Source organism: Paenibacillus sp. FSL R7-277, assembly GCF_000517965.1.
Classification (GTDB): Bacteria; Bacillota; Bacilli; order Paenibacillales; family Paenibacillaceae; genus Paenibacillus_AQ; species Paenibacillus_AQ silagei.
On the sequence record NZ_ASPX01000055.1, the window covers coordinates 156034 to 179113 of the forward strand.

Below are 23080 nucleotides of genomic sequence, written 5' to 3' on the forward strand. Positions count from 1 at the left end.
CATCCACTCGGTTACAACCCGCTACTCACCATCAAGTATGGCTTGTTATCCGAATTCTCAGAACTGGCCAGCGTTACAACGATTCCCGTGGTATTAGGGTCGCTCCACTGAAAGGTCGGTGTAAGTCCAGCCGCCGCTGCCGCGACAACATAAGCGGTCACATCCGCGCTATACCAGCCGGCCCCGGTGACCCGGACCGTTCCGAGATTCGTTCCGCCGCTGACGGGCCGGTTATTCCAGGTGATGCCGCTCTCGGTCCATTGCGCTCCGGTGTAGCCCTTTAGTGCAAGTGTAACCGGGGCAGCCGGGGCAGCCGTGACATACACGTTAAGGGTTACGGACTGCACCGCCGTCCCGGAGAGATTCAGCTCTGCCTTCATGAAGGCGATACGGTCCCCTCCGCCCTGTGCGTTCGGCAGATCGGCGATCTCCAGCACAGGCTCCTGCCCGAAATTAGTCGAGGGCTGATGTTCATGGACATAGGCATCCATGGTCAATGGGATCACCGGATCTGCCGGAGCACTTCTCTCGATATTCAGCAGATAGAGATCTGCGGTTCCATCTTCATGGTACACCAGGACTGACACATCCGTAGGCTCTGAACCGATCGTAACGGATGCGGCTGTTCCCGTTGCCACTGGCATTCCATTTACAAGCACCGCATCCGAGGCCTTGGCGGTAACCGGTGTGACCTGCAGCGAAGTTACATTGCTGTTGACTGTTACGATATAGGCTTTGTCACTTGCAGTAAAAGGCTTGTCCCATACTCCTGCCGACAACGTTAATCCGCTAAGCCCGCCATGCGGCAGCAGCGCGGTGGTGTGCGGAAGGTCATGGGCGCTGGCATAATAATATCCGGCAGCCTGAACTCTTCTCGGCTCGAACCCGGCCTGAAGGTTCTGGGCAATCGCCTCTGAAGTGAAGGCAGCCCGTCCATCCGCTCCTGTAACAGCCGCCGCGTAACGGCCTGCCGAATAGGTGAACCGGCCTTCTATAGCGGTCCCTGCGAGTACCGCCCCTGTGGTATAGTCACGCACTTTCATGGAAGCTGCCGCAGCGGTTCCAGTATATGATAGCTGCATATCTGTCACGATCATCGGCTTCAGCGCTGTGCTACCGGTGACCGCAGACACTTCGCTGGAGAGCGGCCCGATATTACCCGCCAGATCGCGGGCGGCGATACGGTAATAATAAGTCGTCTCCGGGAGCAGTCCCTTGTCCTGATAATTCAGGCCCCGGGCAAGACCGGCGATATCCGCAGAGGTTGGCGTGAAGCCGGATACTGTGCTGCGGTAGATGATGTAGCGGTCAACCTCTAAGTTGTCAGTAGCCATTCCGTAATTCAGCCTTATGCTCTGATAGTCGCTGGCAACAGCGGACGGTGTGCCCGCAGGAGCAGACGGCGCTTCATGGTCTTCCGGCGCTGTCCAGAAAACGCCGCCCGGTCCCCAATAGGAAGGCAATGCCCGGTAGGAATCATAGTGATGAACAGCGATCCCGCCGAAGGCGCTGCTAAGTCCGGAAGCAGCATAGACCTTGTCCAGCTCGGCTTCCATATGGGAGCGGCCCTCCTCCTGGAAGGTAATTGTCTCCGGGTCACCGCTGTTCGCAATATCCAGCGTCTCCACCCCGATGACTACGGAATTCGGCTTGCCGATGGCCTCGGCATAGGTCAGCTCACCGGCTGCTCCGGCAATGATACCGGCCGTTCCTTCAGCGGAATCCCGGTAATCCATGATCGAGATATAATCGGAGATATCCTGGATATGCTCGGACAGCCATTTCGTCGTGCCGTTCCACTGGATATTCGCCCCCTGCTCGGAGGAATCATACCATTTAGGGACAGCAGGGCCGAAGGGCAGCTGGATACCGGCTGTATCCCGGCGGTCAATCATTTTTTGGAGACCATCCAGATACTCCTTTTGCAGGAACTTGCTTGGATCTTTGAAGTCCGGGGAGATATACGGCTCGATGTCCACATTGATTCCATCGAACTTCTCATCCGCATCCACCGCAAGATTGTAGTTGATAATCTGCTCGATCTCCCGTACGGCATGACTATGGTAGCGCTCATAAGCACCCATATAAGCCGGGGAGGTTCCGCCTGCGACAAGGGCATGGACGCTTAAATTCCGCGCATGCGCCCAGCGCATGAAGGAGCGCAGCTCATCCTCCTGCTCCTCCAGCGCCCGGTAGCCCGCGTAGTTGCCCACAGCCAGATACAGCGTCGTCACCGGCTCTGATCCGAAGGTTGCGGTGTCCGTAACGAAGGACTCCAGCACCTCCCGCGATCCCGGATTCAGCAGCAGCTTATAGCTCTCCGGCTCCCAAATCCACATCGCCCGGTCCTGATCGGGCAGAGGAACCGCCGGCTCATGCGTGCCGGCACCGACCTGCGCATAAACGGTCGGACTGTAGCCGTAACGTCCGGGCGCATTCGTTGCCCTTGCCTCCAGGCTGATCGTGCGGTCATCGATGCCCGCCGTATTCCAGGCATATACATATTCCGTGCCGTTATAAGCGGCCTGCTGCCACGGTCCCCGGTTCACCCGGACCTGCACGCCCGAGACCGGCGTAGCCGATTCTGCCTGAACAGTGACCGCCACCTGTCCAGTCACGGCAATGCCCTCATCCGGACCCGTAATCGTCACCACTGGCGCAACGCCTGCCGGGTTGTTCACCTCAAGGGTGACGGACGGACTCCACACCCCGTAGCGGGTGGTGGTATCCAGCCCGCGGGCCACCAGCTCCACCGGACCGTTATACCGTGAGGTGTCGAGCGTATAAGACCAGGTGCCGCTGTCATCCCCGTCCGGGTCATCCAGCAGCGCCTCGAACTGGGCCGTCCCGTTCACATATAGCCGGACATCATACAGTCCGGTATAGGTGCCGCTGACCTCCACCGGCCCGCCGGAGGAGACATATCCCCCGGGCGGTTCATCCAGTGTAAGGGTGCCTGCGGCCCGGGCTGTGCCCGGAACCGCCACTGCTGAGAGTACAACAATCAGACCTAGCACCGATAGAATCCATCCAAGCCGTTTACCAAAGCCTTGCAGCCTTTGCTTCATAAGCGCCGCCTCCTTTAATGGTCAAGCGAATACCCTGATTGCCTAGCCTGTGCTTCAGCGTTTCTTCCCTGCGGTCAGCACCCGGTTACTTGCTGCCTAATTGAATATTCTGAACGCGGTCGTAAGCTTCCTTATATGTCGCGAGCAGCTTGTCTACTCCGAGATTGTTAATCTCCTCGACATACTTATCCCAGTCCGCCAGCTTACGGGAACCGGTCACGAACTTGGCAAAACTCTCATCACGGTGCTTCTTGATCGCCTGTCCGGTGATCGAGATGACTTCATTCTCCTTCTCGGTGAAGGCCGGACGCGGCTGCATGTTGGCCGGATCGTATTTGACAGCCTCTTCATAAGCGTGCTTCAGGTCATCCGAGAACAGGGACAGATGGGCGTTGAAGTCAATCCACGTATACGTTCCGCTGGTCTGAAGTCCCGTCTGCTTCCGCATCTCAATCACATCGGTATATTCCGGCTTGAACTTGATCGTATCGCCTTCCTTCACATACGTCTCACCTTCCACACCCCAGCTGCTGAGCGTCCGGCCGTCCTCCGAATAGAAGAAGTCCATGTACGCCATGATATCCTCGATATTCTTGGAGGTCGAAGCAACCGTCAGACCGCCCTCCATGTAATGGAAGTAAGGATTCAGCTGTTTGCCGCCCTCAAGCCCTGCGGGAGGAGCCAAGAACTGCATATTGAATTCAGGATTCTCCTTGCGCATCGCATTATTGAAGAAGTCCACCCGGCTGATATAATCCACGGTTACAAAAGACTTGCCGGTAGACACCATGTCCTGCCACTGCTTGGTCTGCAGCGAGAGGAAGTCCGGCGGAATCAGCCCTTCATCGTAGAACTGCTTCCACATGCCGACCATTTCCTTGTAGCTGTCCTCTGTCGGCCCATAACGCCATTCTTTTGTATCAAAATCGTAGTACGCCCCTTCGCCTGTTCCATAGTTGACCGTCATGTTCGTGTTCATCTCATCGGGGATCTGTCCGTAACGGAGCGACAGCGGGTAGCTGTCCGGGTATTTCGTCTTGAGCGTCTTTAGAGCCGTATGCAGCTCATCATAAGTCTTGGGGGCCTGAATGCCCTCCTTCTCAAAAACATCCTGGCGGTACATCCAGATCATCCGGTTCGTCTCTCCGAAGCCCTGGTTCGGGAACATATACATTTTGCCGTCAGCGGAGAGTGCGGCCTTCGCCTCATCCGGGTATTGCTTCATCCAGGCGGTCAGATTCGGCAGCTTGTCCATGTATTCCATCAGGTCTACGAGTGCGCCTTGCTGGCCGAATTTGTTCGATTCCTTGCGGTTGGGCATATACATCAGATCCGGCAGCGCATTGGAAGCCACCGCCAGGTTCAACGCTTCAGCCAGCTTCCCGGAAGGTGTCTGCACCTCCAGCGTGACGCCGGTCTGATCCTTGATCCAGCCCCAGACCGGCCAGTCCTTGGAATAAGGGAAGGTGGCATTGTTGTCCAGCAGTGCGGTGAAGGTGTGGGCCTGCTTCGCTTCCGCAGTGGCAGCTCCAGATTCACCGCCCGGTGCAGCTGTGGCAGCAGGTGAGGCATTATTGTTATTGCCCCCGCTGCAGCCGCTCACCAGGATTGCCGCTGCCGCGAGGGGCAGCATTACAGACTTCCATTTGTTCATTCTTCATCTCTCCCTTAAGTAGTAGTTATGGTTCAGACCGGTTCAGCCCTTCACTGCACCGATCATGGCGCCTTTGACAAAATACTTCTGAACAAACGGATACACCGTGAGTATCGGCAGCGTAGATACCATAATCGTTGCATATTTGAGCGACTCTTCAACGACCTGGTTGTCTCCCCCGATTCCGGTCACATCCCCCGAGCTTGCGCTTCCCGCCAGCACCAGATTGCGGAGCAGCACCTGTAGCGGGAACAAATCCGGGGTACGCAGATACAGGAGCGGATAGATGAAGTTATTCCACATGCCCACTGCGTAAAATAAAGCAATAGTGGCGAAGGACGCTTTCGACAGCGGAATGATGATGCGCATGAATATCCCGATATCATTCAATCCGTCGATGCGCCCGGATTCCTCCAGCTCCTTGGGAATGCCCGAGAAGAAGGTGCGCATCAGAATCAGATTCCAGGTGCTGACCGCGCCCGGCAGGACCATGCCCCATACGGTATCCACCATATTCAGGGAGCGGACCACGAGGAAGGTCGGGATCATCCCGCCGCTGAAGAACATCGTCACGACGATCAGCATCGTGAAGGTCTTGCGCAGCGCCATATCCCGGCGGGAGAGCGCATAGGCCCCGGTAGACGTAACCACCAGCGAGATCAGCGTGCCGAGCACGGTGTAGATCAGCGTGTTTTTATAGGCCGTCCAGATCTTCGGATCTCCAAGCACCAGCTCGTACATCTTCACATTGAAGCCCTTGGGCCAGAACGAGACCGTATTCTTGATGACATTGATATCGCTGCTCAGAGACACCGCCAGCATGTGCAGGAACGGATAGAGCGTAATCACCACAACGATCATTAGAAAGAACGTGCTGACAATATTAAACAAGGATATTCTCGGTGATCTCATCACCACACCTCTTCTCTACCATAGACTTGTCTCGCTGACCCGGCGGCTGATGTAATTGGCGCTATAGATGAAGATCAGGCTGATGATGCCCATGAACAGGTCGATCGAAGCGCCATAGCTGAAGTTCCCCTGCTCCATCCCGACCCGGTACACATACGTGCTGATGATGTCGGCCGTATCGTAGATCGCCGGGTTCTGCATGAGGAACACCTTCTCGAAGCCAATCTCCAGCACCTTGCCGATATTCAGAATCAGCGTGATGACAATCGCCGGTGAGATGCCGGGCAGCGTGACATGCCATATTTTGCGCATCCGGCTGGCCCCGTCCATGTCGGCTGCTTCATAGAGCTGGGGATCAATCGCCGTTAATGCCGCCAGATAGATGATGGTCTCCCAGCCGATATGCTGCCAGATCTCCGAGAGGACATAGATCCCCCGGAACATCCCCGGCTCATTCATAAAGTTAATCGGTCCGATCCCGAAGGTGCCCAGCAGATTGTTAATCAGGCCGCCTGTCGGCGACAGGAACATAATCACCATGCTCGCCACAATGACATTCGAGATGAAATGCGGCAGATAGCTGACGGTTTGCACGAACTTTTTGAACGCGGCCTTACGGACTTCATTCAGCAGAATGGCCAGGATCACCGGGGCAGGGAAACCGAACACCAGCTTGTACAGACCCAGGAGCAGGGTGTTCTTCATCAGCGGCCAAAAGTCAGGATTCTCAAAAAACATCCGGTAATACTTCAGCCCCACCCAGTCGCTGGCCCAGATTCCTTTAAACAGATTATAATCCTTAAACGTAATGACGAGGCCGAACATCGGCGCATACCGGAAAATCAGATAGTACAGCAGGCACGGCAGGAACAGCAGCCATAGCGTTTTGTTATGGTTCCAGGTCCGCAGCAGACGCCCTTGACGCCGGTAAGGATCTTTCATTTCCTTTCGCAAGTTGTCTTGTACTACACTCGTTTGAGCCATAGGCATTCCCCTCTTGTTCTTAATGATGCAGCTCACTGGAATGTCAGCTAACTTCCCCTCTGCTACCGGGGTTTGTCTCCGAATTATAGCGGCAAGTCTTTGGGAAGCGCTATCAGCATGTTATATATCTTTTCGCCCTATTTGCGTATTTCCCTAGAATAGCGTATAAATCAGCAAAAGTGCATATTGTGCGTGTCAGCTTTGGGCCGCTATGATAGGATAAAACGATAACCAAGCGGCTGCACCTGAAGGGGGAATACATATGAAGAGACCGCTTACCAGCCAATTTGCCCTTAGCGGCCTGTTCGTTAAGCTCATGCTCAGCTTCCTGAGCGTCATCCTGCTGCTGGCTTCATTCAATCTGTTCTCTCATCTATATCTTAGCGGGAAGGTCTATCAGGAGGTGGTCCGGCAGAACGAGCAGAGCCTGAAGCAGACGGTGGAAGGGTACGAGAATCACTTCCGGCTGACGCAGAATATGATTCTGGCGCTGACCCAGTCGGATACGTGGACAGCCAACCTGGGCATTCTCAGCCATCTGAAGGAGAACCGGCGGTATGATATTCTCAACGAGGTCAAATCGGATCTGATGACGCTGTACGGGAATCCTTTTCTGCATATTGAGAATTTCATTCTGTACTTCAAGGCGGAGGACTATGTTCTTGAGAAAGAGGGACTGAGTACCGCGGCCGACATGTTCGGCAAATATTATTACAGCGGGGAGTATCCGGCGGACTTCTGGAGCGGCCAGACCATGGACAACCAGTATCTGAAGGTCCTCCCTGCTGCTTCTTTTACGGAAACAACAATGAGCTCCACGCGTGCGCTCGGGCGGCTGATGCCGGTCATGATCAAGGCGATTCCTTATGAAGAGGTCTACGGCATTGTGATGCTGAATCCGCAGCGGCTGGAGCAGGCGTACGGGGATGCCGGGAAGAATCCCTTCTATATAATGGATGCGCAGGACCGGCTGCTCTTCTCCACCGCAGAGACTGAACTGCCAGCGCTGGAGTATGCCGTTACTACAAGCGCTCATGAGCGGATCGGGGACAACTATTATTTCTATCAAAAAGGGGCGCAGACCGGATTCACCTACGTCCGGGTCACCGAGGTTGCCGCCATTGCGAGCGGGCTGCGCGGTATGCGGGTGCTGCTCGCCGTTCTGCTCGCTGCTGCGGTGCTGGTCAGCCTCCTGTTCTCCCTCCTGTTCAGCTACCGGCTGAACCAGCCGCTCCAGCGCCTGATCGCCGCGTTCGACCGCAAATCGGTCAGCCTCCCCGGCAAGGTGAGCAGCGTCAGGGAGTTCGCCATTATCGGCGACCGCCTAAGCTCCATCCTGGAGAACAACCGGTTCATCCAGAACGATCTGGCACACAAGAATTCGCTGGTCCGCCAGTATGCTTATACCCATAAGGTGAAAAATATTCCGCTGAACGCAAGTCTGAGCGAGCTGGAGGATGCGCTGCATTCCGAACGGCCGTATGCCTCCATTCTGTTCAAGCTCAGCTTCACCCGCCTCCCGGAGGAGCCGGAGAAGCATACACTGGCGTTATGGCAGCTGATTCAGCGCCTGTTCACCGGGGAGGAATCCGAGAACGTCGCCTTGCAGCCGGAGCAGGATCTGCTCTTGCTGCTGCTCTTCGATCCCGGTCCGCAGAGCGGCATTCTTCAGGTACTGGGCACGCTGCAGGAGCTGCTGGCAGAGGAGCGTTCCCTCTACCTCACGATAGCGGTCAGCCCGGTGTATTCGGGCGAAACCCCGTTCACCGATGCGTACCACAACCTGTCGGAGCTGCTGAAGGAACGCAGACTGAACGGGGAGACACAGATCATCGTGGAGCCGCGGGCCTCGTCGGCCAAAGCGTTTCATCTGAAGGTCACCCATGGAGAAGAGCTGCATAACCTGCTGCAGTCCGGCAGCGAAGAGCCGGTCTTCGGCTGGATAGACCGCCAACTGGAGCAACTGTCGAATAAGGATGCCGCTGCGGAGGATTTCCGGGCTTTTGCTGCGGGAGTGGCAGAACAGACAAGCAAGACCGTCATGAAGCTGAATCTGCCGGAGCTTGAGATGGGGCTGGTCGCGGCCCAGTCCGGTGAGCCGTTCGCCGCCTTCTATTCCACGCAGCAGTATAGTGAATGGCTCCAGGAGCTGGTGACTCCAGTGCTTGCGGCGATCCGCAGCGGCTCGGAGGCCCGGGACCCGGTCATCAGCTTCGTGCTGGAGTATCTGGAGAAGCATTACGGGGAAGACATCAATCTCAATATCGTAGCCGACAAGCTGAATCTGACCTCCGGCTATCTGTCGAGCATCTTCAAGGAGAAGACCGGCATTAACTTCAGCGAATATCTCAACACGCTGCGGATCGAACGGGCCAAGGAGCTTCTGATGAACATCGACCTGCGCATCCAGGATATCGCACTTCAGGTCGGCTACCAGAACGTGAACTCATTCATCCGCATGTTCAAGCGTGCCTCCGGCCTGACCCCGGGTGAGTACCGTAAGCGGGCTGGCGGGGATCTGCCGGGGCAGGCTCCCGCATCGGGGGAGGAATAAACAAGCGTGCCCCATTACAGGCACGCTTCATGGAACAACGATTAAGGGCGGGGATCTTCCCCGCCCATATAAATGCGGATGATCGCATCCATATACTGCATGACTTCGGTTGTCATTCCGTACACCCGTGCAGACTGGTCCTCCTGCGGAGTAATGTAGTCCCAATATTTTTGGATCAGCTGCTCGTCTCCGCCAAACATTTTATCGGCGTATTCAATAATTGAGGATGCAAGCTGCTGCGCTGCGGGTGAATCAGGCGGCTGCGCCAGCAGTCCTGAGACCCTTCTGAGGATATCGGACCACTCCATAGCGAGCGGGTTACTTACATCGCTGATCGGCAGTACCTCCAGCTCTTCCGGGGTGAAAACCTGCTGCCGCAGCTGTGGACCCTGGGAAGGCTGTTCAAGCTCACGGATAAATCCGAGCATCTCATCAATATTTACTTGTTCGGTTGCCCGCATAGCGTACAAGGTGGAAAACAGCAAATGCTCTACCGCCCGCAGCTTCTCCTGCTCCTGCTTCACGAAGACCATCTGCTGCGTAAGTGCACGGCTCCAGACAGCAACATCATGATGTGCAACCTCACCGTTGTCGAGGATCACTTTAATTTCACCCAGCTTGAAATGCATTTGCTTCAGCACAGCAATCTTCTGCAGCCGCAAAATCTCATTCTCGCTATAAGAGCGGTACTGGTTCCTGGTATCCCTGTCCGGCTGCAGCAAGCCCAGCTTCTCATAGTAATGCAGGGTGCGGACAGACACACCGGTTAGCTTGGACAGCTGCCCTACGGTATACATCGGCTTCCCTCCAAATAGGTATATTATTGGCTATATAAGAAGCACTTAAGAGTTGAACTTGAAGCTTCATCGTCACTGCGGTGAACATTTGGACTTCCGGCCGCTGTTAGGTTTGGATTTCCTAATTTATACCGCTTAATGCGGTAGAAATCCAAACCTAAAGGCGGTCGCTGACGCTCCTACAGTTCCAAATTTCCCCTCCGCTTCTTTTGCTTTTAGTTTATTTCTTTAGTGCTTCTTATATAGAAGGTTTGGCACAGTAAATCATCCGGCATTGGCATGCCCGGATGATGGTTTATTACTGCGAGGCTGTCCGCCGGCGACCCCGGCGCCACAGGTTGAGCAGTACCAGCAGCACAGCGCTGCCGACAATGATTATACCAAACTGGATCACAACGGGACCGGTCCCTGCCTCCAGCTCGTTGTACGTCAGCAAGCGCTGTTCCCTCTGCAGAATAACAAACCGCGCCATTGCCAGATACGTCAGATGAAAGCCGATGGAAGCCCACAGCGACCCGGTCAAGCTGCGCCATAGTTGAAGTACCGTGCCGAAGCATAGCAGCATAATCACATATTCTGCATTGATGCTATTTCCGCGGTCAAGTCCGCTCCAGGCTTGCAGCTGATTCACAGTGACTGGCACCAGCACAAACAGCAGCACCTGAGCGCAATAAGCAGCATAGGCAGGTAGCCGCAGCCGCAGGCCGCTGTATACAATTCCTCTCATCGATAATTCCTCCGGCAACGCTTCGTACAGGAAAGCGATAGATGTACTGAAGGCTACAGCCAGCAACAGGTCCACGGAGAAATCCCAGGCAATAATGGTGGTCCAGCCCAGCGCACCGGTAATGATAAAGCCCAATCCCCCCATTAGCAAGGCTAACGCCCCGCCGCCCAGCAAATGCAGGAATGTGGCCGGGGTCAATCGCAGTAGCCTGGCGCTTAGCCGGAAACGGCGCTGAATCAGACAGACCGCGGGCACAATAAGCAGCGCCGCGGTGAAGGCCTGGACAACGGCAATTTCGTTGTCTGTTGCACCGGAAGCCCGGACGGCGTTCCCGGCAACCGTAGCCGTGAACAGTCCCAGCGTCATGGCGAGCCACCCAAGCGCTGTAATTGCCAGCCATCTCCCGGCTGATCCCCGGCCATCGTTGTGTCTTGCAGGTAGTGTTATTCTAACCATTGTGCATCCCTCCTGCTCCCATTGTAAACCCTCCAGTATACGTCAGGGTCAAGCTTGGGATCGATGGGATTGCCTAAGTCATATCATCCCGCAGCGCATCAATGATATTCTCCCGCTTGATTGTGCTGACCGAATACAGCATGGTGACGAATACGATCAGGAGCACGCTGAACACGCTGATTCCGATGCTGGCCCAAGGGAAGACATAGTCAATCTGGTCCGCCCCGCCGATGAGCATGCCCCGGTAGATCAGCCAGGAGGAGGCCATCCCGGCGGGAAGCCCGAACAAGAGCGCCCTCATGCCATAGAAGGCACACTCGAAATTCATCATCTTCTGGAAATTGCGGTCGGACATCCCCACTGAGCGGAGCATCGCCAGCTCCCGGCGGCGCAGCTTAATGTTCGTCGAGATCGTATTGAACACATTGGCAATCGCGATCAGTGAGATCATGATAATGAAGGTATAGGCGAACACGTTGATGATGAATATCGTATTGCGGCTCTCATCCATCATCGCATACACATTATACAGCTTATATTCATCCGTAATTTGCGCACCCTGGATCGTCTTCTCCACCTCCGCGACCGACTGTGCCGGATGCTTGGAACGAAAGGTCATGCCCTTCACTGCCGGCGGACTGTCCGCCGTCTCAAACTTGCCGATGAGTGAATAAGGAGCGATTATCCGGAAGAAGAACGGTTGACTAGAGGCGGGGCTTCCTGTAACCGGCAGGGTATCCGGCGGTACAGTCTCTACGAAAGTAACCGTTACGTCATGCCCCTGCCCAATCTTCGACCCTCCCTCTGATTCGGGGGCGATGGTCAGGGTAGAGGATGAACGCTTGAACAAATTACGGAACTCGTCAGCCTCCTTCAGCCGCTTATCGTCGGCAGGACTCATCGATTTGGCAACGGCGAGGAACTTGGCGTCCGGACCTGTATATTCCGCTGCGGACAAGCCCAGCCCTTCGAGAATCTTCAGATAAGCGCTGTCATCCAAAAATTGCAGATCTACGGGCAGCGTTGCCTGCTCATCCGACCGCCCCGGCGAAGGAGCACCTGTTTTTCCTGCTTTTCCTGCTTTTCCATTATTGACTGCTTTCCCCGAGTCCCCCTCTGTGCCCCAATAGGCATCCGAGAGCTCGCTTGCCTGGGCTGTCCCCGTCACTTTCAGCAGCGTCTGGTAAGAGCTCTCATAGATGCCGCCTGCGGTTCTGAGCTTGTCGTAGAGCGCCAGCATTTCACTGTCTTTCATAGTTGGTGTGGCGAAGCCGATATCATAGGTGGTGAACGCTACTGCCTGTTCCGACATCTGCTTCAAATCAGTGACAAAAGCGCTGGCCGATATAAACAGCACGACGCTTAACATGAGCGACAGCACAATGCTGCGGTAGCGTTTCTTGTTTCTTTTGAAATTCTTAAGTGCAAGGGTGCCTTCGAGACCGTAGATACGCTGCGCCCGGCTGGACGTCTTCACGGCCTTGGCTTCAACCTTGACCTCGTTCGTCTGGCGGATACTCTCCATCACGGGAGTGCCTGCCGCCTTCCTGGCCGGAATGTAGGCCGAGATCAGAATCGTAACCATACTTAGCGCTGCCGCACACGCAATGGCCGGAACAGACACCTTCAAGCTGAGCGGTACACCGGAATAGAGAATATTCCCGAAGTTCCTGGATACGACCATTAGCACAAGTCCCATGCTGCCTATTCCCAAGAGAATGCCAGCCGGTATTCCGGCCGCACCAATACACAGACCTTCGAACAGCACAGAGTTACGCAACTGCTTCGCTGTGGCTCCCACCGATGAGAGAATGCCAAACTGGCGTGTGCGCTCATTCAGGGAGATGGTGAAGGCGTTGTAGATCATGAAGATCGAACCGGCCACAATAATAAAAGCGACGATCCCACCAACCGTGTACAGTAGAGCAGTTAGCAACCCGCTGCTTGAGACGCCCATGAAGCGCAGCACATTATCGTTGTAGATGTAAGCATGGCCTGAAGCGGTGCTGCTTGCGTAAGCCTTCACTTCACGCGGATGCTTCAGGGTAACATATAAGCTGAAGCTGTCCGCCTGTTCTGCCGGATCGGTTCTGGTAATCAGGGTATAGCCTGGTGCAGCGGATTCCTCAAAAGCAGGCCTTGCGCAGATTCCGACGACCTTGTAGGTTCGCTCTGCCCGGGGCACCAAAGCTTCAGCGGCCTTATCCGCCTGATAGGCATCATGCTGGTTCAGCCGCTGGTTGCCGTTCATCCGGTCTCCCACAGCCAGTGTGAGCATGTCGCTTTCCGCGAACTTGATCCCGCCGTTCGCCGCCAGATGTGACGGGACTAGAATCTCACTGCTGTTATCCGGCATTCGGCCGGAGACCAGAGTGACGGGCAAGGTACCGGGGGAAGCTTCGTCTTCACTTACGCCAGCAATGAACAGATAAGGCTTATCCGGGTTCTTCCCGCCACTAAGTGCCGCATAGCCAATATTTTCAAAGGATGCTGTACGGGCTACGGCCTGATCGTGTGTCCGTTCCTGCAGGAAGGAGGAATCCACAGCCGGGAACCCGATGTGCCAGCCGCCGTATTTGGCAATGGAGCCCTTGATCATATAGCTCTGCAAGGATACGGCGAAGGTGGAGACAGCAGTGATCATAGCAGTGGATAGGATTACTCCGATAATCGTTACAATGGTCCGCGTGCGGCTTTTTTTGAGGCTCTGGAGGGTAACCTTATTGAAAATATTCATGGCCGTACCCGTTCGTCCCGCACAACCCGGCCGTCAGAGATGCCGATAATCCGGTCTGCCTGAAGGGCAATATTCTCGTCATGCGTAACGATGAGCAGGGTCTGCCTATACTTCTGATTGCTTAATTTCAGCAGATTAATAATCTCATGTCCATTCCGGCTGTCCAGGCTGCCTGTGGGTTCATCCGCCAGCATGACCGCCGGGGCATTCATCAGCGCGCGTCCGATGGATACACGCTGCTGCTGTCCGCCAGAGAGCTGATTCGGCAGATGCGTTCTCCGGTCCGTCAGCCCCAGCAGCTCAAGCAAATCGTTCAGCCGCTCCTCGTTGACCTTGCGTTTGTCCATCAGAATCGGCAAGGTGATATTCTCCACCACATCCAGCGTGGGAATCAGATTGTGGAACTGGTAGATCAGCCCGACCTGCCGCCTGCGGAAGATCGCCAGTTTGTCATTGCTCTGCGCATATACATCCTGTCCGTCCAGATAAACGTTGCCGCTTGTCGGCACATCGACTCCGCCGATGATGTGAAGCAAGGTAGACTTCCCGGAGCCGGAGGAGCCGATGATCGCCGTGAACTCCCCCTTCTCAATCGTCAGAGACACTTCGTCCAGCGCTGTAACCCGGTTATCTCCCTTCCCGTAGACCTTGCTCAGCTTGTCAATTCTCAAAAACTCCATGCTGCAATTCTCCCTTCACCTGATCTATCCCTATCATAGAGCCGCAAGCTTACATCTCTGTGACTTTCAGGTGAGAGATCCGTCACTTAGGGAAACGAAGCCTGAAGAGCGCACCGCCTTGCGGGTGATTATGTGCGGTAACGGTACCTCCCTGCCGGGTGATAATCATTTTGCAGAGGGCGAGTCCGATTCCGTACCCTGCATGATTAGGGTTACTGCCGCGATAGTAGCGGTCGAACAGCCGGGGGATTTCTTCCTTGCTGAAGCCCGGGCCGTTGTCATGTACTATCAGCTCGGTATACAGCGGATTGTCTGTGCAGACCAGCTCAATCTTCCCGTTCTCCCCTGCGCTTTCCAGGCAATTCTTCAGGATATTCTGGATCGCTTCCGGAAGCCAGGCCGGATCGCCTTGGATCACTACTCCTGAAGGGCAAGCGATCCTTAAGTCTACATTGCGCAGCTCCATCTGGATCAGGAACGGACGAGCAGCGGTGCGGAGCAGGTCGTTAACGGCGATAGGCCCGCTTTGAAATACAACAATACCCGCATCCAGGCGGGATAACCTGAGCAGAGAAGTAATCAGCCAATCCATCTGCATCAGCAGCTCCTCGGTCTCCCGTATAAAAGCTTTCCGCTCGTCTTCCGCAGGACTATTCGCAAGCAGCGTCATAATCAGGTTCACCGAGGTGAGCGGGGTACGGAGCTGGTGGGCGATGTCAGCCAGGGAATCGGCAAGATGACTCTTTTCCTTGATCAGCTCGCGGTTCTGATCCCGGATGCGCTGCGTCATTTTGGTAATCTCGCTATGTAAGATGGATAACTCGCCCTCTTCCGAATTAGCGATGAACAGATGGTCCGCATTATGCAGCACCCGGTCAATTTCATCGGACAATCTCGCCAGGCTCCTGTATCTGGCCCGGGTAAATCCAACGAACGCTATGCCAAAAGTAGCAGCGCAGCCTATGGCCAGGACGCTCGCTGCCGTGTTCATGACGAATCCAGCCGTTACAGCGGCGGCGGCGAGGAGGACGAACACCACGGCAAACTGCCGGACCTCTCTATTGCGCAGCATCGCTGCCCCCCAGCCGGTATCCCGTCCCCCGCACCGTCAGGATGAGCTGCGGGCTTGCCGGATCACTCTCGATTTTCTCCCGCAGGCGCTTGATGTACACAGTCAGCGTGTTGTCATTAACAAATTCGCCCGCTGCGTCCCACAATTCATCCAGCAGTCTGCCCCGTGTAATAATGGTTCTGGGATTGTTCACAAATACGAGCAGCAGCCGGTATTCCAGCGCGGAGAGGAATACCTCCCGGCCGTTTTTTTTCACAACTCCGCTGGCCGGATCAACATGCAGCCCGCCGAGATCAAAAGCGGACCCGGAGCGCCCGCTTTTTCGCAGAGCCGTGCCCATCCGCGCGATCAGCTCCCGTGGCCGGAACGGCTTGGTGATGTAGTCGTCCGCCCCCATATTCAGCCCGGTCACCACACTCGCCTCGTCGCCCGAAGCCGTCAGGAAGATGACGGGAATGTCCTGCTCCTCCTTGATCTCCGTGCATACCGTAAAGCCATTGCCGTCCGGCAATGAGATATCAATCAGCGCCAGGTCAAACATATATCCGTCAAGCGCAGCCGTTGCTTCCTTGCGCGTAGGCGCGTGCGTGACAGTGAACCCCTCCGAGTGAAGCAGCAGCACCAGGTTGCGCGCAATGGCCGGATCGTCTTCAACCAGCAATATTTGTGTCATATTTAAGGGCCTCCGTTGTAGCCTGTTATGTATAAAAAGGTACTCTTATTAAGAGTACCTGTAAAGAAATCATTAAATTAATACTAGGCAGCCTGCGCCTGATCCGGCGCCTTATGCTTCATGATCGGTAACATCATAAGTGCACCCAGGAGGAACAGGAGTCCGGCTCCGCTGTAAATGGTACTAAGCGGCAAAGCGCTCTTCAGCGCACCCGACAGCGACATAGACACCACCATCATCCCGACGAACATCGGATTGAGCACCCCGTTGACCCGGCCGACAATGGAGCTATTAGACCATCTCAGAATCATCGTACTGATCCCGATATGAATACAAGGGAACATCAGCCCGTTCAGGAACTGGATGGTCAGCGTGAGCGGAATACTTGTCGAGAACCCGACAATGGTCGTACATACGGCACCAGCCAGCATCCCCATGGCGAGCAGCAGCTGGGGCGGAACTTTTTTGGCGAAGGCGGCCACGAGCCCTCCCCCGATCAGCATGGCTGCACCGTTGACCATAAGCATGTATTGCAGGAACTCCTTGCTTCGGCCAAGCCGCTCTGTAACGATGAACAGATTCAGTGCCTGGGCTGCGCCCACGGCAAGTCCCGCCAGTACAAACGCAAGTCCGAGCATCCGCAGCACCTGGCTCTGCCAGACATACCGGAAGCCTTCGGTGAAGTCCTTACGGAATTGCCCTTTCGCCGCAACTGTCCCGGCTTCCATATGATCCTCCGGCAGACGAATAAGCACGAGCGCCGACAGCAGAAAAGCAACGCCCATTACGGCAATGGAGATCTCAAGGCCGAAGGTGCTGTATACGAAAGTGCCTAACATCGGTCCGAGAACCATGAAGATGGCCATCAGCGATTGGAAGAGCGCCATCCCCTGCTGCAGCTGTTCCTCCGGTACATGGAACTTAAATAACCGCATACTGGAAGGCTGGGAGAACTGCGACAGAATGGCCGAGATGAAGGCGACCAGATACACGGATTCCCACGAACCGAAGTGAATGCTGAGCAGAACGGCGAACACCGATACCGCAGACAGGGAATCGCACCAGATCATCGTCCGCTTCGGGCGCCACCGGTCCGCAAAGGTTCCTCCAATGAAGGAAAAAACAAAGATAGGCGCAAATTCAGCTACGCTGATCAGCGAAATGGCGTAGGGATCATTATTGGTCCGCTCCGCAACATAGAGCAGAATGGCGAAATTACGCACCCAGATCCCGATCTGCAGCAGCACACTGGATAATAAAATCGTCTGCAGAAAGCGATTACGGAACAGGCTTGGTGGATTTGCGCTTTGGTCATGCTGATTCAACGTTTAACCCCCTATTTATCGATAAAATACGCTCAGCTTCTTAAGGCGTGGTTCTCCTTTCACTCTCTATATTATAAGGAGCGGACCGCGATCTTGAAAGCTATAAATGCAGGAGCAGACGGGGTCAAGAGATCCCAAAATATTCCTTCAGTCCCGCTACGATAGCAGCCGCTACCCGGTTCTGGAAATCGTCGGAGAACAGGATGGCTTCCTCGGCGGCATTGGACAAGAAACCAACCTCCAGCAGCGTAGCGGGCATGTTGGAATATTTCAATACGATATATTTGTTGTATTTAACCTTGCGGTCCGGAAAGCCGGTGGTCCCTTGCAGATGCCGATGCATGATATCGGCGAAGGCTTTACTTTCCTGGCTGTAATAATAGGTTTCGGTTCCCCGCACCTTGGGCGACCCTGTGACAGAATTGCCATGGATGGAGACGAAGGCATCGGCCTGCAGCTCATTGGCCATCTCTGCCCGCTGCTTGTTGGGCGGATAGGTATCCTCACGGCGTGTCATCACAACATTGAACGCCGGCTCCTGCAGCAGCAGGCGCTCCACCTTCAAGGCGACGCTAAGGTTGAAATCTTTCTCCAGCTTCTTCGTAATGCCGATCGTTCCCGGGTCCGCACCCCCATGGCCGGCATCAATAACAACGGTCTTCTTCCCGTTGCCCGGCTGGACCGGCTCTGCCGGAGGCAATTCGGCTGTGGCAGAGCTCAGATCTACGACCAGGAGCCGGGAGGCGGCATCCTCCTCGATGTAACTGGTATACTTCGTATCCGCAGAGAGCGCAATCACAATCCGCAAGGTGGCGGCGTCCGGTTCGAATAGCCCGTAATACAGCTTGTTGACATTGGGAACGCCGGTAACGGTCTGCTCGCCGGATTGGGTGCGGCTATCCCACGATACCGTCTGTAAGAAATCTGCGGAAAAGTTCGTTCGGGGCAGCTCCACTACAATCTGCAGCGGTTCGTTTCCGGTATGTACAGACGGCTGGACATCGCCGGTAAAAGCAAGCATCAGGCGGTCATCGCTGAAGCTGAGACTATGGACGGTGGAAGTCGCCGCGGCTGCGGCGGGCAGGGGCACCGGCTGGTCCGGGACTTCAGGGCTTGCCGGAGCAGGAGTGATGGCCGGCTGCTCCGGCGGAAGCGGGGCTGAAGTCAAGCCCACCACCTTGAGACTGTTGTCCCAGCTCACCTGGACACCCATGGCTTCGCTGATGAACCTTAGCGGAACCAGCGTGGTTCCGTTACGATTCCGGGGAGCGGTGGCCAGCGAATGGGAGGCCCCATCGATCAGGGCTTTCTTTTGGCCGATCGTCAGCACTATACTGCCGGATTCCTTCGGGATGGTTACGGTTCCAACCTGTTGATTCCAGAGAACCCCCATTCCCATATTCTCCGCAATGATCCGCAAGGGAACCATCACACTGCCGTTGATCAATTCGACTTTGTCTTTCTTTTGCATAGGGATTGCTTGCCCGTCCAGTATTATGGTCGGACTTGTCTTCACAGCGGCACTGGCCCGCCCGTTGAGCGGGAAGCATAAGAATAGGACAGCCAACAGGAGGAACCAACTACATTTTTTCATACGTGCATCTCATCCATTTCATCTAATTTGTAGAATTGCTGATTCTTAAATTAGACTCCAATAATTGGAATAGGTTGCGAAATTGAGCATTTATAATTAGTTATATCAAGTGGAAACGGCTTTGCCATCCTTTTAAAGGACGGTACCGTTTCAGCGAGAAATAGAAGGATAATTATAGCGCGAAGCATATAAATTCTTATCTTTCTACGAAAAAACGGCACCCCGAGGGGCGCCGCACTATAGTATTCCATTCTCCCTACTGGGCTTGCTTCAATTGAACGGTCTTCATGTATTCCTTGAATTCCTCGACGATTTCTTTGTACTTCGTATGGTGCAGGTAATGGGAGCCTACCATTGGGATCAATTTACCCTGTGAAGACTGCTTCGCCTGCTCCTCATGCAGCGGAATCCACTGCTTGTTGTTCTCGTTATTGGATTGTGCGAACAGCAAGACCGGCAAATCCTGCGGGTATTTCAGCTTTGAGCCGTTTTTGAAATTGGAACCAAGGTGGCTAAGCTCATTCATCAGTGTGGAGTTATTGCCGTGTACATTGGTGATCAGTTTCATCTGCTCTTTGGTATGCTCATCATAGTCAAGCGATTTAAACGAATCTCCGCTGAGCTTCGTTAGCAGCCGCATCACACCTGAATCCTTGGCAAACTTCATGGCCTTCAGCGGCAATTTCACATCCATGCCTGGCTGATTGGGCACACTACTGTCAATTCCTACGAAGGCTTGAACTTCATCCGGATAAGCATTTACATATGATACAGCATAGAGTCCTGTAATGGAATGTCCCATCAGAATATAACGCTTCAGACCGAGCTGCTCCACAGCCTCATGAATTTCACTGATGATATTCTCCGTCGTTCTTTCTTTATCTGTCCCATCGCTCAGGCCATAGCCGAGAGGCTCGATGGCTACGACTTTGTACGAAGGCGTCAATTGATCTATCAGCGGCTTGAAATCAAGCACAGGCGAAGCGGTTCCTTGCCCCGGCAAGAGAACTATGGTCTGTTCACCGCTGCCTTGAATCAGCACATTCATCTTTTTCCCGTCTACATTGACGTATTGCCCGTACGATTCGATCTTCTTCTTCTCTATCCCGTTACTGATGACATTAACGATAAAGGTGATGCCTATGAACAGCACGAGCACTCCGATAATGCCACCTAATATTTTCAACCATAATCTCCGTTTCTTGCGTCCCTTTTCAGGTTTATTTATTTCAGCGGTTCCTGCCATGTCCATCTTCTCCTGTCCTTCTATCTGTAGATTCGCCTTAGCGGTATAGATAGAGTCTACTTGATTAAGATGTCCTCAACATGACGGCATTATGAACGGAGTATGAACTCGGCTATTTTAATTCAATCATTCGGGATCAATCCATCCCCACAATAGACCAGTTATGATCTACCTCCGGTATGATCGTCTGGCGCTCCCTGATGTAATGAACCAGCAGCTCGCGGACGCTGCAATCCGACTCCCAGTGCTTGACGGCGCTGACCAGTCCAGAAGCCTTCAACAGGCTGCTGTAGCGGTAATTGTTAACGGCAAGCTGTAGCTCGTCCGTATCGGCAAGCGGTCTGCCCCGGTAGGCCAGATGGATGATCCGCCGGCCTACCGGCTGGGAGATATCGATCTGATAATTAATCCCGGCAAACATATCGTAGAGGTAGCTCGGCACCTCGGGATCAGCGGCAATCTCCGTGTCCCCCTGCTGCCACTGCCGGAAATGGGCAGCCGAAGCTTCCATATGAGCCTTCAGCTCCTTGCCGGTGACCCTAACGACATACAGTACATTGTCAAAAGGATAAATGCGGTAGACGTCTGCATACGTCAGCGGTCCCTGCTTCAGATCCGCCTTGTCGTTGAACAGGCTTGTAGCGGCAACATCTGCTCCGCTGGCCTCCAGCATGGCACGCTGGATCAAGGTAATGACCGCCGTATCCTGCACTCGTCCCGCCGGCAGGCCGGCAGTCTCTTCAGGCTGGAAATCAGCAGCCGCATAGCCCAAAATGCCGCCCTCCCCCTCTATGGAAGAGCCACCGCCGCCATCGGCGATGAACTGTAGGGTCTCTTCATGCGCCTCGGCAACCAGACTGCGCAATTCCGTGTCCGGCTCCCAGCCGCTCATATCTACCACCGTGACCTCGCGGCTCACAACCTTAGGTGGGCCGCCGTCCAGCTCCAGTGTCAGGTCGAAGCGTACAACTTCCCGCCCCCGGTCCCGCGGTCCGCCAATAACGGTATTCCCTATACGCTGGTTCACGGTAATATGCATATGGCCGACCAGCAGCACATCTGCTTCAGGGACAAGCTCCGCAATCCGTCCGGCGGCATCTGAGCCGCCCTCTTCATCGAACTCTGCGACCATGCCCGCATGGGCACTGATCACAATCAGGTCCGCCTTCCCTTCCGCGCGGAGGGAGGCGGCAATTGCCTGCGCAGTCTCGGCCATATGTCCGAACCTTAGGCCCTCCACCTTGCTTCCATCCCAGCGCGGAACGTTGGGGTTCGTCAGTCCGATGACCGCAATCCGGATGCCTTGCTGCTCAAGGATCACATACGGCTCTGCAAACGGTCTGCCTGCTGAATCCCAGACATTCGCCGCGAGCACCGGGAAGCTAAGCTCCTGCTTGATTCGCTCGATCAGGCTAAGGCCGAAGTTAAACTCATGATTGCCCAGCGTCAGCGCGGCATAGCCCATGGCATTAAGTGCCGCCGCAACCGGATGCCTCTCATCCGGCCGCTTATTGTAGACATCGTCAGTCAGCATATTCCCCTGGAAGACGTCTCCGTTATCGATCAGCAGAATCTCCGTCCCGCTCTCTCTAAGTTCACGGACGTAAGCGGCTACTCTGGCGAGCCCGTCATTTACGGTATCGAGTCCGTCTTCATAACGGTAGCCCCACAGATTGCCATGAACATCCGAGGTAGCGATAATCACGATCTTGCGCAGGTTACGGCTTGCTGCCGGTTCCATCATCTCTTTTCACCCTTCTCTTTTCTCTATTTCAGAATTGCACCTGCGGTGAAGCTCTTCTCCATCTGATCGCTGAACAGCACATAAGCGAGCAGAATCGGCAGCGTAGAGATCACCATTGCTGCGGCCAGCGGTCCCCAGCTAATGCTGTACTGGCCGCTGAAGTTCATTAGCCCGAGCGGCAGCGTCCGCAGCGATTCCTTCTGGATGAAGGTTGCCGCCATTAGCAGCTCATTCCACACAGCGAGGAACACGAAGATCGCAACCGAGGCCAGCGGCGGCTTCAGCAGCGGCAGCACGACCTTGAAGAAGGACTTCACCACCCCGCAGCCGTCGATGAACGCAGCCTCCTCCAACTCCTTCGGCATGCTGCGCAGGAACGCCGACAGCATATAGACGCCAATTGGCAGATTCACAGCAATGTACGGCAGGATAATCGACAGCCGTGAGCTGAGAAGGCCGAGATTCTTCAGGATCATGAACAGCGGAATCAGCGTAGCATGAATCGGTACCATGACCCCCATGAGCAGAATGAACAGAATCAATCCGTTATATTTGAATCTCATCCGTGTTAGCGCGTAGGCCATCATCGAAGCGAACAGCAGCACGCACAAGAGGGTAATCAGCGTAACTGACACACTATTGAAAAAGTATTGATTCACCTTGGCGCTTACCCAGGCTTCTGAGAAATTGCTGAACCGCCATTCTGTAGGGAGCGCCCAGACTACTCCACCGATAATCTCCGAATTATCCTTAAATGCACTGACCACAAGCCAGTAGAGCGGGAACAACTGGAGGACGGCAATGAGGCCCATCAGTAGATAGAGGCCTGTGTTTTTAGTACTCTTCAGCATGTCCGG

At 54.8% G+C, this 23080-nt stretch carries 16 protein-coding genes; 1 reads left to right on the forward strand and 15 read right to left on the reverse strand.

Translation table 11 applies throughout. The features are described 5' to 3' along the window. Positions 1–11 precede the first annotated feature (11 nt). From C173_RS17635 to C173_RS17650, 4 genes are all read right to left on the reverse strand, one after another. Positions 12–3068 (reverse strand): CBM96 family carbohydrate-binding protein, encoded by a 3057-nt coding sequence (locus C173_RS17635; protein WP_051478133.1) that lies wholly within the window; start codon positions 3066–3068, stop codon positions 12–14. Positions 3069–3153: 85 nt separating this feature from the next. Continuing rightward, entirely contained in the window at positions 3154–4722 is a 1569-nt protein-coding gene (locus tag C173_RS17640; RefSeq protein WP_036726902.1) for an extracellular solute-binding protein, read from the reverse strand. Between the two features lie 42 nt (positions 4723–4764). After that, complete coding sequence (locus C173_RS17645) at positions 4765–5634, reverse strand: carbohydrate ABC transporter permease (protein WP_036726904.1); 870 nt, start codon at positions 5632–5634, stop codon at positions 4765–4767. A 15-nt stretch (positions 5635–5649) separates the two neighbouring features. Further along, the gene (locus tag C173_RS17650) at positions 5650–6576 is read right to left on the reverse strand and encodes an ABC transporter permease (RefSeq protein WP_051478139.1); all 927 of its coding nucleotides are present in this window, start codon (positions 6574–6576) and stop codon (positions 5650–5652) included. Between the two features lie 304 nt (positions 6577–6880). On the opposite strand from C173_RS17650, the gene C173_RS17655 reads away from it, so the two are divergent. Next, positions 6881–9172: a helix-turn-helix transcriptional regulator gene (locus C173_RS17655; RefSeq protein ID WP_036726907.1), complete on the forward strand. Its 2292-nt coding sequence runs from the start codon at positions 6881–6883 to the stop codon at positions 9170–9172. A gap of 41 nt (positions 9173–9213) precedes the next feature. Here the strand turns inward: C173_RS17655 and C173_RS17660 are convergent, their stop codons facing one another. The 11 genes from C173_RS17660 to C173_RS17710 all read right to left on the reverse strand — a co-directional run bounded on the left by C173_RS17660 (position 9214) and on the right by C173_RS17710 (position 23074). Continuing rightward, positions 9214–9969 carry a MerR family transcriptional regulator gene (locus C173_RS17660; protein ID WP_036726908.1) on the reverse strand — a complete coding sequence of 252 codons (756 nt, stop codon included), beginning with the start codon at positions 9967–9969 and terminating at the stop codon, positions 9214–9216. 298 nt (positions 9970–10267) lie between these two features. Further along, positions 10268–11152, reverse strand: a complete 885-nt coding sequence (locus tag C173_RS17665; protein ID WP_155991514.1) for a CPBP family glutamic-type intramembrane protease — start codon at positions 11150–11152, stop codon at positions 10268–10270. Between the two features lie 73 nt (positions 11153–11225). After that, entirely contained in the window at positions 11226–13889 is a 2664-nt protein-coding gene (locus tag C173_RS17670; RefSeq protein ID WP_036726910.1) for an ABC transporter permease, read from the reverse strand. Beyond that, positions 13886–14569 carry an ABC transporter ATP-binding protein gene (locus C173_RS17675; RefSeq protein WP_036726914.1) on the reverse strand — a complete coding sequence of 228 codons (684 nt, stop codon included), beginning with the start codon at positions 14567–14569 and terminating at the stop codon, positions 13886–13888. Before C173_RS17675 ends, C173_RS17670 begins: the two co-directional genes overlap by 4 nt. An 82-nt stretch (positions 14570–14651) precedes the next feature. Further along, complete coding sequence (locus C173_RS17680; protein WP_036726916.1) at positions 14652–15641, reverse strand: sensor histidine kinase; 990 nt, start codon at positions 15639–15641, stop codon at positions 14652–14654. Next, entirely contained in the window at positions 15628–16314 is a 687-nt protein-coding gene (locus C173_RS17685) for a response regulator transcription factor (RefSeq protein ID WP_036726917.1), read from the reverse strand. The genes C173_RS17680 and C173_RS17685 overlap by 14 nt, the downstream gene beginning before the upstream one ends. An 83-nt stretch (positions 16315–16397) precedes the next feature. Further along, on the reverse strand, positions 16398–17639 hold the full coding sequence (locus C173_RS17690) for an MFS transporter (protein WP_036726918.1): 1242 nt from the start codon (positions 17637–17639) through the stop codon (positions 16398–16400). Positions 17640–17763: 124 nt separating this feature from the next. Continuing rightward, positions 17764–19233: an N-acetylmuramoyl-L-alanine amidase gene (locus tag C173_RS17695; RefSeq protein WP_036726919.1), complete on the reverse strand. Its 1470-nt coding sequence runs from the start codon at positions 19231–19233 to the stop codon at positions 17764–17766. A gap of 256 nt (positions 19234–19489) precedes the next feature. Beyond that, positions 19490–20479 carry an alpha/beta fold hydrolase gene (locus C173_RS17700; protein WP_036726920.1) on the reverse strand — a complete coding sequence of 330 codons (990 nt, stop codon included), beginning with the start codon at positions 20477–20479 and terminating at the stop codon, positions 19490–19492. 136 nt (positions 20480–20615) lie between these two features. Next, positions 20616–22223: a bifunctional metallophosphatase/5'-nucleotidase gene (locus C173_RS17705; RefSeq protein WP_051478135.1), complete on the reverse strand. Its 1608-nt coding sequence runs from the start codon at positions 22221–22223 to the stop codon at positions 20616–20618. 23 nt (positions 22224–22246) lie between these two features. Further along, the gene (locus C173_RS17710) at positions 22247–23074 is read right to left on the reverse strand and encodes a carbohydrate ABC transporter permease (RefSeq protein WP_036726921.1); all 828 of its coding nucleotides are present in this window, start codon (positions 23072–23074) and stop codon (positions 22247–22249) included. Positions 23075–23080: the final 6 nt, after the last annotated feature.